The following is a 15,543-nucleotide window of genomic DNA, read 5'->3' as shown; positions in this document are numbered from 1 at the left end:
TCCTCCTCGGGGTCGGGTCGGCCGGACCTCTCGGGCGCCGACCGGCGCCATGGTGCCTGGTCAGCGGCGAGCAGCCGCAGCGGCCCCCGGCGGCGACATACCGACCGGCCAGTCGGGTGGCGGGCAAGAACTGAGCGTGCCTATGCTCGTACGGTGGGTGACATCAACGAACGACGAGCGCAGAAGAAGGCGCAGACCCGGGCGCACGTGCGCCGCGTCGCCCACCACATGTTCGCCGACCGCGGCTTCGACGCCGTCACGATCGCCGACATCGCCCGGCAGTCGGGCGTCGCGGTGCAGACGGTGTTCAACCACTTCTCCACCAAGGAGGAGCTCTTCTTCGACGGCCGCGCGCCGTGGGTGCACGGGGCGGCCGAGGCCGTGCGCGACCGCGCCTCCGGGGTTCCGCCCCTGAACGCTCTCCGCGACTACCTCGTCGCGCTCATCCGTGGCCGGTTCGGCGCCCTGGCCGCGGCCGAGTCGCGCACCTACCTCCGCACCATCGAGACCTCGGCGGCGCTGCTGGCCCGCGAGCGCGAACTCGTCCACGAGTGCGAGCGGCTGCTGTCCGACGCCCTGCACGAGGCGTGGACCACCGACGTCCGTCCCGGTGACGGGCCGGTTCCGCCCGACCCCGCGACCGCGGCGACGCTGACCGCCGCGACCTGGCCGGCCGCGGTGCGCGCCCTCATCGTCGGCCAGCGGACCCGGGTCCACGAGGGCGCCTGCCCGCACGAGGTCGCCGAGAAGCTGGGACTGCTGGCCGAGCGGCTGTTCGACGGGGTCATGGCGACCCTCCCCGAGGTGCGGGAGCGGGTCGGCGACGTGACGCTGCCGCCGGCGAACCGCTTCCCTCCGCGCGCCGGCTGACCGACCGACGGCCCTCAGGCCGCGACCGGCTCCCCGACCCCGCGCAGCAGCGGCGTGAGCACCTCGTCGACGACGAAGGCGAGATCGTCCGGCGTCAACGGCTCGGCGAGCCGGTACCGCTGCCACCAGAACGCCTCGAGCACGGTGGCGAGGAGGCGTTGCCGCTCCGGGCGGACGGCCTCGCCCCGGTCGGCGGCGCGGGCGGTGAGCTCGCGCACGGCGTTCCCGAGCGGGCGCACCAGCGCGTCGTCGAGCCCGGCCCGCAGCTCCTCGTCGTGGCAGGCGGCCCCCACCAGGCTGGCGACCGCGCGCTCCTCGCGGTCCAGCGGCTGCGTCCAGCGCTCCAGCAGACCCAGCAGGTCCGCACGCAGCGAACCGCGGTCCTCGGGGACCTCGACCAGGCGGAACCGGCCGACGGCAGCGCGGGCGAGGGCGGCCATCGTCGGCCAGCGGCGGTAGATGCCCGCCTTCCCCGCGCGGGCGCGGGCGGCGATCCGGTCGCTGTTGAGCCGGCCCCACCCCTCGTCGGCCAGGATGTCGACGGCCACGGCGAGCAACTGTTCCGACAGCTCGGAGCTCAGCGGCCGGCCGGGAGAACCGGTCACGACGCGGCTCCGCCACGGATGGTCATCTGCACCCGGACATAGTGGCCGCTGGATGGAGCGACCACAACGATCTCGCGCGCAGATCCCGTGACCAATTCGCTGGTCAGGCTCCGGCGGCGCTCTCCACGTGCACCTGCACCCCTGCTCCGTCCGCGGACAGCCAGCCCTGGGCGCGCGCCGAGGCGATCATCGCGTCCCACCGGGACACCCAGTCCGACGCCGTCGCCCGCGGCTCGGCGGCAGCCCGCAGCGCGGCGACGTCGAGGACGGCGGTGTCGGCGTCCTGCAGCCGCCCGAGACCCGCGCGCTCCAGCGCCTGGCCGGCCTCCTCGTCGGTGACCACGCCCAGCGCCAGGTGCAGGCGGGCGAGGTCGTCGACGTCGACCACACGCGCCTCGGGGCGCTCGTCCGAGCCCGTCACGATCTCGACGATCACGGCGTCCTCCATCTCCTCAGGGGTTCCCGTGCAGGAAGGTCCCCGGGGATCGGCCGGCTCACACGTGCCAGGGGAACTGGCTGAAGTCCGGGTCCCGCTTCTCCAGGAACGCATCGCGGCCCTCGACGGCCTCCTCGGCCATGTAGGCCAGCCGGGTGGTCTCGCCGGCGAAGAGCTGCTGGCCGACCAGGCCGTCGTCGATCAGGTTGAACGAGTACTTGAGCATCCGCTGCGCCGTGGGGCTCTTGGCGACGATCTTCTTCCCCCACTCCAGTGCGGTGGCCTCCAGCTCTGCGTGCGGCACCACGCGGTTGACCATGCCCATCGCGTGCGCGTCCTCGGCGGTGTACTCGTCGCCCAGGAAGAAGATCTCGCGGGCGAACTTCTGGCCCACCTGGCGGGCCAGGTACGCCGACCCGAAGCCCCCGTCGAAGCTGCCCACGTCGGCGTCGGTCTGCTTGAACCGGGCGTGCTCTGCGCTGGCCAGCGTGAGGTCGGCGACGACGTGCAGGCTGTGCCCGCCGCCCGCGGCCCAGCCGGGGACGACGCACAGCACGACCTTGGGCATGAAGCGGATCAGCCGCTGCGCCTCGAGGATGTGCAGCCGGCCGCTGGAACGCCCCTTGTCGTGCTCGTAGCCGTACTTGCCGCGCACCCGCTGGTCGCCGCCGGAGCAGAACGCCCAGCCGCCGTCCTTGGGGCTCGGGCCGTTGCCGGTGAGGATCACGCAGCCGACGTCGGTGGACAGCCGGGCGTGCTCCAGAGCGGTGATCAGCTCGTCGACGGTCTGCGGGCGGAACGCGTTGCGCACCTCCGGGCGGTCGAAGGCGATCCGCACGACACCGGCGTCGACGGCACGGTGGTAGGTGATGTCGTCGAAGTCGAAGCCCTCGACCTCCGCCCACGCGGAGCTGTCGAAGATCTCGGAGACGTCGTCGCGCGCGGTCATGCGCCGAACCTAACCGGGAGCCGGGATCGCACGGATCAGGCCGGTACCTGGACGAGCGAGCCCCCCTTGGCCACGCACAGGAGTGTCGAGACGCCGGGCAGGGAGCACACGGTCTTCTTGACCGTCTCGCACAGGCAGGGCTCCTCCTCGTCCTCAGGCGGGTTGTTGGATGCGGGCGGAGCAGTCGGCGCAGGGGCCGGTGCAGGAGCAGGGGCAGGGGCCGGTGCAGGAGCAGGAGCAGGAGCAGGCTGCGACTTAGGTGCGGGAGTCGGCGCGGGGGCCGCCTGCCCACCGGCGCTCCAGCCGCTGCCGCCCGACCCCGGCGACGTGCCACCGCCGCCCCCCGCGGGACTGGCGCCACCACCGGGGCTTCCGCCGCCCGCGGAGCCGCCGCCGGTCGAGGCGCCGCCGGTCGAGGCGCCGCCGGACGAGGAAACGCCGGACGAGGAACCGCCGGCTCCCGCGGCACCCGCGGCCGCGTCGGAGCCGGGCTGGGCGTCGCCGGCGGGAGCGAGCGGCGTGTCACCGGCGGGCGGGGTGCGCGAGGCCTCCGTGGTGATCCCAGCGGGGCCGCCGGGAGGCGTCGCACCGTTGCCCTCGAAGACCCCCTCGGAGTCGCGCGAGGAGCCGCTGCCGTCACTGTCGGAACCGCCGCCGATGAGCATCAGGGTCACCGGGACGGCGATGACCAAGCCGGCGCAGAGCAGGGCGATGGCCAGGAGCAACCCGGCCCGACGGGGACGACGCTCGTGGCGACCGCCACCGGTGACGGTGGAACCGTGGCGTCCGGTGGGGGCGGCGGCGTGGCGGGACAGGACCGGCTCCTTCGTGGCGGTGCGGTGGTGCTCCCCCGTCCATCGGGCCGGGGCATCGGACGATGGGTGCCCCCCTCAGCACCCATCCATGCCTGGGCTCCGCGGACGCATCAGCAACCACAGGCGTCCCAGCGATGCGGCCAGCCCGGGGTGCAGCTCCACCTCGCCCAGCCGCGCTCTGGGTACCCAGGCGACGCCGTCGCTCTCGCCGTCCAGCCGCAGGTCGGAGGCCTCGAACGGGCGCGCGGGCGTGGCCAGCACGGTCGTGTAGGCCCATCCACCGTGGTCGTCGACCGACTGCGCGCCCAGCACGAGGTCGGCCGCAGTCAGCCCGAGCTCCTCGCCCGCCTCGCGCAGCGCCCCGGTCGTCGGCGCCTCGCCGGCGTGCAGTGCGCCACCCGGCGTTCCCCACGTGCCGCCGTGGTGCGACCACCGCGCGCGGTGCTGCAGGAGCAGCTCGGGCCCCTCGCCGCCGTCCCGGTGGATCAGCAGCCCGGCCGCGCCCGCCAGGCCCCAGTGGCGGTGCCCCGCGGCGCACACGGTCCAGCCGTCGGTCGGGCTCAGCACGCCGCCCAGTGAACCCGGTCGCGCGCCGCTGCGCCCGGCCCGGCATGGTGTTCTGCGCACGCTCCCCCTCTGCCCCACATATGGGGCAGAGGGAGACTGTTCGCGGAAGACATCGCAGGCTCCTGGGAAGGACACGACGACGTGAGCACCACGACGACCATGGCGGAGCTGAACGGGCTGATCGGCACCGAGCTCGGCACCAGCGACTGGTACGACGTCACGCAGGAGCACGTGAACCTCTTCGCCGACGCCACCGGCGACCACCAGTGGATCCACATCGACGTCGAGCGCGCCACGAAGGAGAGCCCCTTCGGCGGCCCCATCGCCCACGGCTACCTGACCCTGTCGCTGCTGGTCCCGCTGTTCGGCCAGGTCCTCCTGGTCACCGACACCGTCATGGGCGTGAACTACGGCTTGAACAAGGTGCGCTTCCCCTCCCCCGTGCCGGTGGGCTCCAGGGTGCGGCTCACCGCGACGCTGACCGGCGTCGAGGAGATCACCGGCGGCAAGCAGCTGACCTTCTCGTGCGTCATCGAGCGCGAGGGCGGCGACAAGCCGGTCTGCATCGCCGAGCCGGTCTACCGCTACTACGGCGGCTGAGAGTGCGGATCGCCGTCTTCACCGGTTCCCACTCCGGCCCGGCCGCGCAGGCCGACGCTGCGGCCGCCTTCGCGACCGGGCTGGCCGAGGCCGGCGTCGGCATCGTCTACGGCGGCGGGCACGTCGGGATGATGGGCGTCGTCGCCGACGCCGCGCTGGCCGCCGGCGGCGAGGTCATCGGGGTCATGCCGCAGCACCTGGTCGACGACGAGGTCGCGCACCCGCGGCTGCCCCGCCTCGATGTCGTGCAGACCATGCACGAGCGCAAGGCGCGGATGGCCGAGCTGTCCGACGCCTTCGTGGCCCTGCCCGGCGCCGCCGGCACGCTCGAGGAGCTCTTCGAGGCCTGGACCTGGGGGATGCTCGGCCTGCACGCGAAGCCCACGGCCTTGCTGGACGTCGACGGCTTCTGGCAGCCGCTGCTCACCCAGCTCCGCCGGATGGTCGACGACGGTTACCTCGACGCCCGACGGCTCGACGCGCTCGGCGTGGTGCACGACGCGGCCGGACTGCTGGCCTTCGTCGAGGGCTACGAGCACCCGCCGCGGAAGTGGCAGACGCCGCCGTCGTCCTGACGCGGGGATAGACGTAACCCCGCAGCAACACGAAACGTGGTGGACTGGGGTTCATGCCAACCCGCCAGGTCGCCGACAGCCGAGTGGTCCACGGGCACAAGCGCGCCTTCGTCCGGGCGGGCGACGGCCCGGCGCTCCTCCTCCTGCACGGCATCGGGAACAACTGCCGGACCTGGGCCAAGGTCATCGACCGGCTCGCCGCGACCCACACCGTCATCGCGCCGGACCTCCTCGGGCACGGGGACTCCGACAAGCCCCGGGGCGACTACTCGCTCGCGGCCTACGCCAACGGCATGCGCGACCTGCTCTCGATCCTCGACGTCGAGCAGGCGACCGTCGTGGGCCACTCCCTCGGCGGCGGCATCGCCCTGCAGTTCGCCTACCAGTTCCCGGAGCGCTGCCAGCGGCTGGCGCTCGTGGGCAGCGGCGGCCTGGGCCCGGAGCTCTCGGCGGGCCTGCGGGCGGCCACCCTGCCCGGCGCCGAGGTCGTCGTGACCGCGCTGGCCCAGGTGTCCGGACCGCTGCGCACCGGGCTGCAGGCGGTCGAGAAGGTCGGGCGCGTGACGGGCTGGCGGCGGGTCGGCGACCTGGCCCAGGCGGTCGACGCGCTGCTGGCACTCAAGGACGTCGAGGCGCGGCGGGCCTTCCTGCGCACGCTGCGCGGTGTGGTGGACGCCAAGGGCCAGGCGGTCACGGCGCTGGACCGGCTCTACCTCGCCGACTCCGTGCCGATGCTCGTGATCTGGGGTGACCGCGACCCGATCGTGCCCGCGCAGCACGCCGAGGCCGTGCGGTCGCTCGTGCCGAGCGCCCGGGTCGAGGTGTTCGAGGGCGCGGGCCACTGGCCGCACCTCGACGAGCCCGGCCGGTTCTGCGACGTGCTGCTCGACTGGATCGGCACGACCGAGCCCGCCGCGCACGACCTGGACAGCTGGCGCCGGTTGCTGGCCCAGAACTGGGACGGCGTGCCGCGCCCCGTCGGGCAGTGATCGCTGCGCCTGCCTAGCGTTCCCGTCGTGGAGCACTGGGACGTCGTCGTCGTCGGAGGTGGCCCGGCCGGGGCCGCGTGCGCGCTGGCCGCCCGCCGCGCCGACCCCTCGGCCCGGGTGCTGGTGCTCGACCGCGCCGACTTCCCGCGCGACAAGGTGTGCGGCGACGGCATCGCCCCCGAGGGGCTGGACGTCCTGGCAGGCCTGGGCCTGGATCCCACCGCGGTCACCGCTGGGTATCCCGCGGTTCCGCGCCTGCGGATGCGCTCGCCCCGCGGCAGCACCGTCGAGCGGGCCACCTCCCGGCCCTCCTACGTCGTGCCACGCGCCGTCCTCGACGCCCGGCTGATCGCGGCGGCGCAGGACGCCGGCGCCGAGCTGCGCCGGCACGTCGTCCGCACCGTGATCGTGCGGCCCGACGCCGTGGAGATCGACGGCGCGCTGACCGCAGGCGTGCTGGTGGGCGCCGACGGGGCGGAGTCGGTGGTCCGCCGGGCGCTCGGCGTGGGGCGCAACCGGGCCGACCAGCTCGCCGTCGCGATCCGCGGGTACGCCCCCGAGCCGGCCGGGCAGCGGGGCGTGCAGGTCATCACCACGACCGAGCAGCGCTGGCCGGCCTACGCCTGGTCCTTCCCGCTGGGCGACGGGCGGGCCAACGTCGGCTACGGCGAGCTGGTGTCGGGCGGGGCCACGCGCGCCGGCCTGCTCGAGGGCCTGCACCGGCTGCTCCCCGGCATCGAGCCGGAGCAGCTGCGCGCGCACCGCCTCCCGCTGAGCACCGGCCGCCCCCGGCAGCCCGACGGACGGGTGCTGCTGGCCGGCGACGCCGCGTCACTGATCAATCCGCTGACCGGCGAGGGCATCTTCTACGCGGTGCTGTCCGGGGCCCTGGCCGGGCAGGCTGCGGGCGGCGGCGCCGACGCCGGAGCCGCCTACCGGAAGGCGCTGACCGGGCGGCTCGGCCGGCACCTGCGCCACTCGTCGACGGCGTCCCGGCTCAGCCGGTGGCCGCTGCTCATGGACGCCGTCCTCCGGGGCGCCGGGCGCGACCAGCGGGTGTTCGACGACGTCGTCGCGCTCGGACTGGCCGACGGCCGGCTCACACCCCGTGCGCTGACCGCAGCGGCGCGGAGCCTGCGGTGAGCGGGGATCAGGCGAACGCGGCCTCGACCCGCCCGCGCCCGCCGCGCTTGGCGGCGTAGAGCGCCTCGTCGGCCGCGGCGTAGAGCGAGCGCAGGTCGGCGGTGCGGGAATCGGCGTGGGCGACCCCGACGCTGATCGAGAGCCCGTAGAGGGTGCCGTCGGGGAGCACCAGCGGCTCCCCCCGCACGGCGTCCAGCACCTGCCCGGCCCGGCGGACGGCGGCCTCCCGGGAGCAGGAGCGCAGCAGGATCGCCACCTCGTCGCCGCCCATCCGGCTCACGACGGCGTCGGTGGACCGCATCTGGAGCCGAACGATCCACGGGAGGTGCACCAGGGCGTCGTCACCGGCCAGGTGCCCGTGCACGTCGTTGATGAACTTGACCTCGTCGACGTCCATGAGCAGCAGCGCCGCCCCCTCCTGGGGACCGGTGCGGGCCAGGGCGCTGGTGAGCGCCTGGTCGAGGACCCCACTAGGAGTGGGTCCGGTCAACGCAGCGCGGTCACCATCGAGCAGCCGACCTCGCCGAGGGTCTGGACGACGAACCCGAGCTGGGTCAGGACGTCGGCGACCGTCTCGTTCATCAGCCCCTGGACGGCGGCGTCGGCCTCGGGGCCCCGCGATCCGGAGACGCTCATACGGGAGTGGGTGCGCCAGCTGACCAGGACGCTGCAGTTGCCGGCGTCGGGAGCCAGCCAGACCCCACCGGAGGGGGTTTCCTTCGCGGCGTCGTAGAGGGGCAGACCCGCCTCGAGCAGCGCTGCGGCGATCTCCACGACCAGGGTGGTCAGCGGGTCGGTGTCCGACAGCAGGGCGTCCCAGTCCTCGGGCAGCCGGTCCAGCTGGTCGCCCAGCTCGGTCAGCCACGCCCGGTCCTCCGGAGTGGGGCGCGGAGCGACGGTCCCGTCGGCGCGCCGGGCTCCGAAGACGGCCACGGCGGGGACGTCGGAGTCGAGGACCGCCCAGTCGGCGTCGAGCCGGTCGTCGTAGGGACCGCTCAGCACCTCGGCCGTCTCGCCGACCAGCCACCAGGTCGGGGCCGCGGGCGACGGAGCCGGCTCGGGACGCTCGGCGAGGGCGACCGCCTGCGGCTGGGGCTGGGTCTGGGGCTGCGTCGACGCGCCGCCGCCCCGGTTGCTGCCGGCGGCGCGACGGCCGGCCGGGTGGTTGCTCATGCTGCGGACGATGGCCGCCTCCGAGGTGCGGGCGGCGTTGCGCTCGAACTCGTAGCGGGCCGTCGAGCTCGCCCCGAGGACCACCACCACCGCTGTGGTCAGGAGGAAGCCAAGCAGTGCGGTGGTCGGCCACAACAACAACGTGCCCATGGTCACGGGGTAACTCCTCGACGCCCTGGCCGCGGCGGGAAGTACCGCGGTGTGGTGCAGAAGTTACGGCTCCGCGGGCCCCCGACCGGCCGGTTCCGTACCACCCCGGAGGGCCCCGTCACCGGATCGTTGCGGCACCCCCCGGGACGTCGTGGTGACCCAGCTCCCACGGCGGCGCCTTGTCGACACGGGACAGTCTGACCTGCGGAAACGCGGCGGATCGGGCCGCGTCGTCCCGGCGGTGACGTTTCCGGGCGGGCATGTCGCGGCGTGTCCTCCGCGGGACGCGGAACGGCCCGCCGACGGGTGCCGACGGGCCGTTCGCGGAGTGCTGGCGGATCAGTTCACGCGGACCTGCATGAAGCTGTCGTGGGCGCTGGTGCTCACGACGGTGATCTTCGTGCCGGTCCTCGGCACGTCGACCCCGGTCCAGCCGTTCGCGTCCGGTTGCTCACCCGGTGCCACGTACCAGTCCTTGGTGTCGTCGAACGTCGGCACCGCGGCCAGACCGCCGTAGGTGCCGGCCACGCCCGTGTCCGGGTCGTGCAGGGTGATCCGGTCCGCCGTCTGCCGCCCGAAGGTGGAGTCGTAGGACTGGACCCGCGGCCGCCAGCTCTCGCCGTCGGTGCGGTTCGTGCCCTCGTCGTCGGTCGGCTCGTAGAGCAGACCGGGGTGCGCGTCGACCGGCAGGATCAGGCCGCCGCCCGGATGAGCCCCGACGTTGTTGTCGGAGTACTGGGCGTTCCAGTAGCTGATGAGCAAGCCGTCCTGGTAGGTGAAGTGCTCGGCCCAGTCCGGACGGGTCGGGTCGCCGAAGTTGTAGGGGCCGGTCCGCAGACCGTCGTCGTACCCGGTGTAGGTCCGGTTCTCGGCGATGTAGGCGTTGAAGTAGGACGAGGTCATCGTGCCGGTGGTCTGGGTGAAGCCGTTCAACGTCCAATCGGTCACCGGGGTGCCGTCGACGGTCACGGCGTCGACCTGCAGGCCCGGCTCGGTGGCCGCGCCGTCGGTCCAGTACCGGAAGCCCACCTGCGCGCCGGCCGGGACGCCGGTCAGGTCGGCGCTGAGGTCGACCCACTCACCGCCGGTGCTCCCCGTGATGCCGGAGCCGAAGTTCTGGCCATTGGGGTCGGTGGTCGTCGAGCGGTTCGTCGGCAGCGACGTGAACGTCGTGCCGCCGTCGGTCGAGTAGACCGCGTAGGCGTAGTCCCAGTCCTGCTCGATCTGGTACTTGACCTCGGCCGCCAGCGTCGTCGCACCCGGGGGGAGCGGAGCGAGCATGCTGTTGTCGAGGTCATCACCGGAGCCCGAGTACCAGAAGTCGAGGCCCTCGAACGGCGTGCCCACGGTCGTGGTCACCTCGCGGTCGGGCAGCAGGGTGATGAGCGCCTGGGCCTGCTTCGTGTTGGCCGACGCCGGGCCGAGCTTGGTGTTGGCCCTGGCGCCGGGCTGCACGACGTCATAGTTCAGCCAGCCGAGCTGCAGCTTCTCCCACGCGCCCATGTGGATCGGCTTGGTACCGATGCCGTCGGCCGGGATGCCGCTGTTGCCGTAGGAACCGGAGCTCATCAGCGTCCAGAAGGCGGTGCTGTTCTCCGCGCCGCCGCTGTTGCCGGAGGTGTCGTAGAGGTCCGGCAGGCCGAGGTCGTGACCGAACTCGTGGGCGAAGACACCGACGCCGCCGTTCTCCGGCTCGACGGTGTAGTCACCGACCCAGTACTTCGACTGGCCGACCCGCGCGCCACCGTTCGGGACGACCGTGCCGTCGTCCAGTGTCGGCCCGCCGGCGCCGATGCGGGTGGTCTGGTTGTACCAGCGGTGCGACCAGATGGCGTCGTCGCCGAGAACCCCGCCGCCGACCTCCTCGCCCATGCCCGAGTGCACGGCCTGGAAGTGGTCGATGTACCCGTCGGCCTCGTCGAAGTCGCCGTCGCCGTCGAAGTCGTAGCGGTCCCAGACGTCGAACTGCGACAGGTACTGGTCGATCTCAGCCATAGTCTTCCCGGCGTCCAGCTGCTTCTCGTACCAGGTGTTCATCGTGTCGTTCACGAACTTCCAGGTGACCGCGTCACCCAGGTCGTTGTCCCCGTACGAGACGCCGTTTCCTGGCACCGTCACCCAGTCCTCGACCTCGCCGGTGACGGTGTACCGGCCGGAGGAGAGCTCGTCGTAGAAATTGGCGACCGAGTTGACGCCCGGCTCCTGCGAGTGGAGCAGCCCGTCGAAGTAGGGCTGGGAGAAGTCCTCGGCCCAGATGGTGGTGTTGTCGACCGAGCGGTCGGGCTCGGGGATCGAGTTGTGCGGCACGTCGCTGAACTCGCCGAGGACGGTCCAGATGGCGTCGGTGTCCTCGCGAGCGAGCTCGACGTACTGGCCCTTGGCGACCTGGACGACCTTGTTGTCACCCTGCGCGGTGGCCTCACCGGAGACGACCTTCTCGGCCGCGGCGGCGCGCAGTTCGCGCTGCTTGTCCGACAGCGGGCTCGACAAGTCATCCGAGCGGGTGGGGGTGGCGGGGGCGTCGCCCACCGGCGGAGCGGCGGATGCGGTCACCGGGACCGCCATGACCACGGCGACACCGGCGACGACGGCCAGAGCTCTCTTCAAAGGACGTTCTCCTGGATCAGAGGACGGCCGTCCAGCCGGCCGGTGGGGAGTCACCGACGGCCCTCATGGGCGGCCGTCGGGGACGTTAGGTGAGCCCTGCAACCCTGTCTACGCTCCGAGACGGACCGGTCACACCCCGCTCGCGCCCGTCGGTCGAGAATTGCCGCCCCGACCTCTGACTTCACCCTTGTGGAGCAACTGGCCGGCGCCACCAGATTGGTGTGACTACATCCCGAGGACTGGGATCAGCCCGCTGTCGGCCGCCACCCACGCGAACGCTCCGGGGCGCATGGGGGACGCGGCACCGGCAGCGGAGGGCGTGGGATTCGAACCCACGATGGGTGTTACCCCATAGCGGTTTTCAAGACCGCCGCACTAGGCCACTATGCGAGCCCTCCCAGCAGATCGCATGCGCCTGAACTGCTTCGCCGGGCGACCGGTAGGAACTCCAGGCTCGCCGAGATCCCTGCTCGCCGCACGGACGCCGCACGCGAGGGCCCATGCTACGGCGGCCGATCCGCACCGGCAGCATCGCAGCACCAGGTGATGCACCTCCGGTTGCGCTGGACGGATACAGGCGGCGTGCCGGTGGCCGAGGGGAGACCGTCCGCGCGGTGTCAGGCGCGGGCGGCGGCCCGGCGGATGATGCGGCGCACGAAGAGGACGCCGAACACGCCTCCGGCCAGGAGCGCGATCGCCAGGCCGGTGCCGTTGCCGAGCGCGGGCAACGGGGTGGACGACGAGCACGTGGGCGCCGATGCCGCCGACTCGTACGTCAGCGTCGTCCGGTCGAGCTCCCACCGGAAGGTGGCGACATCGGCGGCGCTGACGCGGAGCGAGAACACCCCCTGGTACGTGCCGGGCTCGAAGGTCTCCGGCTGAGAGCCGTGGTACTTGTACGGGTACAGGTAGTTGTCCGAGCCGTGGTCGATGGTCGTCGTCCACTTGCGCGTGCTCGTGTATCCGAAGACGACCGTGTAGCTCCCGTCGGTGTTCTGCCGGTAGCAGTCCACGAGAGGGGTCACCTGGGGCGGAGCGGCCGAGGCCACGCCAGGCAAGGCCGACAGCCCGAGGACGACGCACACCGCGACGAGGACGCCGAGCGCCCTCGACCTGCTCGCGCGGCTGATCCGCTGCCTGCTCATCCATCCACCTCGGATCGGGGGCGGCTGACCCACCCATGAGCACGCCATCGGCTCCTCGGGCCCCGGACCGGAGCCCTCGGCGGCCGGCGTCATCCGAAGGAGTGAGCGGGCGCCACGAGCACGCCCAGCGCCAGCTCGGCCGCCGCGGGGAACGAGTCGACGACCGCCCAGGCCTCCGGGGTGTCGGGTGCAGCGGCGTACTCGCCCTGCCGGATCCGGATGGCGCGGGCACCGACAGCGGCGGCGACGGCGACGTCCTTGGTCGGCCGGTCGCCGACGACCAGCAGCCGGTCGGCCGGCACGCCCATCCGCTCCGCCAGCACGGTCAGCCCGGCGGGGTGCGGCTTGCGCATCGCGCGGCCACCCAGGTCGTCGGTGATGACGACGGCGGGGAGCAGCGGCGAGAGACCGGTAGCGGCGAGCTTCGCCGCCTGGATGACGGGGTTGCCGTCGGTGATGCAGCCGACCGGCGCCACGGCGAGGAGCGACCGCAGCGCGGCCGCCGCACCCGGGTAGGGGTCCAGCCGGTCGGGGATGTGCCCGGTGAACGCGGCGACCAGCGGCGGCACGAGGTCGGGCAGCGCCGCCTCCGGCACCCCGACGGCGAGCAGCGCGCGGTCGATGGTGCCGCCGGTGTCCGAGCCGGCAGCCAGGCAGGCGGCCAGCGCCGTCGCGACGGCGTCGCCGTCCAGCCCCAGGTCGCCGGCGGCCCGGCCCACCGAGACCGCGGCTCCGGCGAGGTAGGCGGCCTGCGGGTACAGCGTGTCGTCGAGGTCCACGACGACACCCAGGGGCGGCGGGCCGTCCCACGCCGGGCTCACCACGGCAGGTGCCCGTCGGTGAAGTCGGGCTCGGTGAGCGCGAGCAGGTCGTCGGTGCGCTCGTCGGCGAGGATGCCGGCGATGCGGACGCCGGTCGTGCCGTCGCCGTAGGGGCACGGGAGGGTCGCGGCACGCTCCTGCCCGACCGCGGAGCTGTGCGCCGACGCGGCGGCCAGCACCTGGGCGGCGGCGTCGTCGTCGGCCAGACCGGCGAGCGTGGTCGTTCCCGCCTCCACGCCCTCCCAGCGGGGGGTCGAGGCGCGGAGCACCACCACCGGCACGCCGAGGTAGGCCGCCTCCTCCTGGATACCGCCGGAGTCGGTGACCGCCAGTCGGGAGGAGGCGAGCGTCGCCAGCAGGGAGTCGTAGTCCAGCGGGGCTGTCAGGGTGACGCCGGGGTGCTCCAGCTCCGCGGCCAGGCCGGTCTCCTCCAGCCGCCGGGCGGTCCGCGGGTGCACGGGAAAGGTGACCGGGCCGATCGTGTCGGCCAGCCCGCGGACCACGGCGACCAGCCGGGCCAGGCGGACCGGGTCGTCGACGTTCGTGGGCCGGTGCGCGGTGACGAGGACGCCGGCGCGCTCCGCGGCCGGACGGGGGGCGACGCCGCGCGCCACGAGCGTGTCGATCACGGGGTTGCCGACGACGAAGATCCGTTCCTCAGGGACGCCCTCCGCGGCGAGGAACACCGCGGCGCGGGCGGTCGGGGCGAAGTGCACCTGGGCGGACGCGGCGGCCACCTTGCGGTTGACCTCCTCGATGCTGCGCTGGTTGAGGCTGCGCAGCCCGGCCTCGACGTGGCCGAACGGCACCCCTGCCCCCCGGGCTGCCAGCGCGTAGGCCGGCACGGTGTTGGTGTCGCCGAGGGCCAGCACGAGGTCGGGCCGGAACCTCGCCACCGCTGCGGCCGCGTCGGCGTGCAGGGCGCCGGTGCGCGCGGGCTGCTCCGTGGGCAGGACGAACCGCAGCGTGGGCGCCAGCCCGAGCGCATCCTGCAGCTCCGAGCTCAGGGCGGGGTCGCTGTGCTGCCCGGTGTCGACGACGGTGACCTCGTGCCCCGCGGCGGTCAGCGCGCTGACGACCGGGGCGAGCTTCACGACCTCCGGGCGGGTGCCGAAGGGCACCAGCACGTGCCGGCGCCGGGTCATGCCGGCACCTCGACGGACACCGCGGCGGGCGCGTACGGGTCGACGACCGGTGAGCCGTCGGCGGCCGTGTAGGTCTCGGCGAGGAAACGGCGCATCCGCACACCGGCGGTGAAATAGAGGAAGGGCAACTGCGCCTGCGGATGGCGGATCCCGGTCAGGTACGCGGCGACGACGTCGGCGCCGGCCGCCAGGGTGAGCGGCAGACCGCCGGAGAACCGCGGATCGATCCGGACGACCGTGGCGGTGCCGTCGTCGGCCACGCAGCCCCGCACGGTGGCCGGTCCGGTCAGCCCGACCGCCGCGAGCGCGTCGGACACCAGGTCGGTGACGGTCGCGGACTCGAAGGTGGTGCCCTGGACCGGGATCCCTGCCCTCGTCCCGTCCGGCCAGCGGGGGACGACGGTGAGCAGCCGGCCGTTCCGGTCGACCAGCGCGTCGGCGGTGAACTCGCGGACACCTTCCCGGGTCCGTGCGACGAGGTCGGGACCGGCCACGCACACCCCCGCCTGCTGCATGCGCTCGGCGAAGGCGCCCTCGTCGCAGCACATGGCGACCGCGGTCGGGTCGGGCAGCCAGGTGGCCACCGCGGCCGCGGTCAGCCGGTCGACGCCGGCGCCGAGCACCGGCAGCTCCTCGGCGACCGTGCCGATGAGCGCGTCCACGCCATATCCCGCGGCGGCACCGAGCAGCGCATCGAGGAAGCGCGGGTGGTCCGCGTGCGGCAGGGTCACGGACACCTGGGCCAGCGCACCGCCCACGGCGGCCGGGTCGGCGTCCGCGGCCACGACCCGGTGCCCGAGGGCGACCAGCCGGCGGACGACGGCGATCCCGGCCGGGCCCCCGGAGCCGGTGACCAGGACCGCGGACGGAGCCGGAGCCGGAGCCGGAGCAGCAACCGGGGCCGGGGCCTCGGCCCACAACCCGGAGGTGGGCGGTGTATCTTATACACCTGT

The 15,543-nt window shown here is 73.7% G+C and carries 16 protein-coding genes and 1 tRNA gene; 5 read left to right on the top strand and 12 right to left on the bottom strand.

Features of this window, described 5'->3' with window-relative positions:
* The first annotated feature begins 153 nt into the window (after positions 1-153).
* Positions 154-870: a TetR/AcrR family transcriptional regulator gene (locus C5508_RS10430; RefSeq protein WP_104524873.1), complete on the top strand. Its 717-nt coding sequence runs from the start codon at positions 154-156 to the stop codon at positions 868-870.
* 14 nt (positions 871-884) lie between these two features.
* Here the strand turns inward: C5508_RS10430 and C5508_RS10425 are convergent, their stop codons facing one another.
* The 4 genes from C5508_RS10425 to C5508_RS10405 all read right to left on the bottom strand — a co-directional run bounded on the left by C5508_RS10425 (position 885) and on the right by C5508_RS10405 (position 4,242).
* Positions 885-1,475 carry a TetR-like C-terminal domain-containing protein gene (locus C5508_RS10425; RefSeq protein WP_104524872.1) on the bottom strand — a complete coding sequence of 197 codons (591 nt, stop codon included), beginning with the start codon at positions 1,473-1,475 and terminating at the stop codon, positions 885-887.
* A 103-nt stretch (positions 1,476-1,578) separates the two neighbouring features.
* Positions 1,579-1,911: a hypothetical protein gene (locus tag C5508_RS10420; protein WP_104524895.1), complete on the bottom strand. Its 333-nt coding sequence runs from the start codon at positions 1,909-1,911 to the stop codon at positions 1,579-1,581.
* A 58-nt stretch (positions 1,912-1,969) separates the two neighbouring features.
* Positions 1,970-2,860, bottom strand: a complete 891-nt coding sequence (locus C5508_RS10415; RefSeq protein ID WP_104524871.1) for a 1,4-dihydroxy-2-naphthoyl-CoA synthase — start codon at positions 2,858-2,860, stop codon at positions 1,970-1,972.
* 890 nt (positions 2,861-3,750) lie between these two features.
* Positions 3,751-4,242, bottom strand: a complete 492-nt coding sequence (locus tag C5508_RS10405; protein WP_104524870.1) for an NUDIX domain-containing protein — start codon at positions 4,240-4,242, stop codon at positions 3,751-3,753.
* A gap of 141 nt (positions 4,243-4,383) precedes the next feature.
* Here C5508_RS10405 and C5508_RS10400 point away from each other — a divergent pair, with 141 nt between their 5' ends.
* From C5508_RS10400 to C5508_RS10385, 4 genes are read left to right on the top strand one after another with little or no spacing between them, the layout of a single operon-like run.
* On the top strand, positions 4,384-4,842 hold the full coding sequence (locus C5508_RS10400) for a MaoC family dehydratase (RefSeq protein ID WP_232797046.1): 459 nt from the start codon (positions 4,384-4,386) through the stop codon (positions 4,840-4,842).
* Positions 4,843-4,844: 2 nt separating this feature from the next.
* Positions 4,845-5,417 carry an LOG family protein gene (locus tag C5508_RS10395; RefSeq protein WP_104524869.1) on the top strand — a complete coding sequence of 191 codons (573 nt, stop codon included), beginning with the start codon at positions 4,845-4,847 and terminating at the stop codon, positions 5,415-5,417.
* Between the two features lie 53 nt (positions 5,418-5,470).
* Positions 5,471-6,406: an alpha/beta fold hydrolase gene (locus tag C5508_RS10390; RefSeq protein WP_104524868.1), complete on the top strand. Its 936-nt coding sequence runs from the start codon at positions 5,471-5,473 to the stop codon at positions 6,404-6,406.
* Between the two features lie 27 nt (positions 6,407-6,433).
* Entirely contained in the window at positions 6,434-7,549 is a 1,116-nt protein-coding gene (locus C5508_RS10385) for an NAD(P)/FAD-dependent oxidoreductase (RefSeq protein WP_104524867.1), read from the top strand.
* Between the two features lie 7 nt (positions 7,550-7,556).
* Here the strand turns inward: C5508_RS10385 and C5508_RS10380 are convergent, their stop codons facing one another.
* The 8 genes from C5508_RS10380 to C5508_RS10345 form a co-directional block, all read right to left on the bottom strand.
* Positions 7,557-8,039 (bottom strand): GGDEF domain-containing protein, encoded by a 483-nt coding sequence (locus C5508_RS10380; RefSeq protein ID WP_232797045.1) that lies wholly within the window; start codon positions 8,037-8,039, stop codon positions 7,557-7,559.
* Positions 8,036-8,878, bottom strand: coding sequence for a hypothetical protein (locus C5508_RS10375; protein WP_408607760.1), 843 nt, complete (start codon positions 8,876-8,878; stop codon positions 8,036-8,038). Before C5508_RS10375 ends, C5508_RS10380 begins: the two co-directional genes overlap by 4 nt.
* Positions 8,879-9,211: 333 nt before the next feature.
* Positions 9,212-11,479: an immune inhibitor A domain-containing protein gene (locus C5508_RS10370; protein WP_104524866.1), complete on the bottom strand. Its 2,268-nt coding sequence runs from the start codon at positions 11,477-11,479 to the stop codon at positions 9,212-9,214.
* A gap of 311 nt (positions 11,480-11,790) precedes the next feature.
* Positions 11,791-11,877: transfer RNA gene (locus tag C5508_RS10365), tRNA-Ser, on the bottom strand.
* Positions 11,878-12,096: 219 nt separating this feature from the next.
* The gene (locus C5508_RS10360; protein ID WP_104524865.1) at positions 12,097-12,624 is read right to left on the bottom strand and encodes a hypothetical protein; all 528 of its coding nucleotides are present in this window, start codon (positions 12,622-12,624) and stop codon (positions 12,097-12,099) included.
* 89 nt (positions 12,625-12,713) lie between these two features.
* Positions 12,714-13,448 carry an HAD family hydrolase gene (locus tag C5508_RS10355; RefSeq protein ID WP_232797044.1) on the bottom strand — a complete coding sequence of 245 codons (735 nt, stop codon included), beginning with the start codon at positions 13,446-13,448 and terminating at the stop codon, positions 12,714-12,716.
* Complete coding sequence (wecB, locus tag C5508_RS10350; protein ID WP_104524864.1) at positions 13,442-14,590, bottom strand: non-hydrolyzing UDP-N-acetylglucosamine 2-epimerase; 1,149 nt, start codon at positions 14,588-14,590, stop codon at positions 13,442-13,444. Before wecB ends, C5508_RS10355 begins: the two co-directional genes overlap by 7 nt.
* Positions 14,587-15,510: an ATP-grasp domain-containing protein gene (locus tag C5508_RS10345; RefSeq protein WP_104524863.1), complete on the bottom strand. Its 924-nt coding sequence runs from the start codon at positions 15,508-15,510 to the stop codon at positions 14,587-14,589. Before C5508_RS10345 ends, wecB begins: the two co-directional genes overlap by 4 nt.
* Between the last annotated feature and the right edge of the window lie 33 nt (positions 15,511-15,543).

The sequence above is a fragment of the Blastococcus atacamensis genome (genome assembly GCF_002938425.1).
GTDB lineage: Bacteria > Actinomycetota > Actinomycetes > Mycobacteriales > Geodermatophilaceae > Blastococcus > Blastococcus atacamensis.
This window is presented reverse-complemented; position numbering and strand designations above follow the sequence as displayed.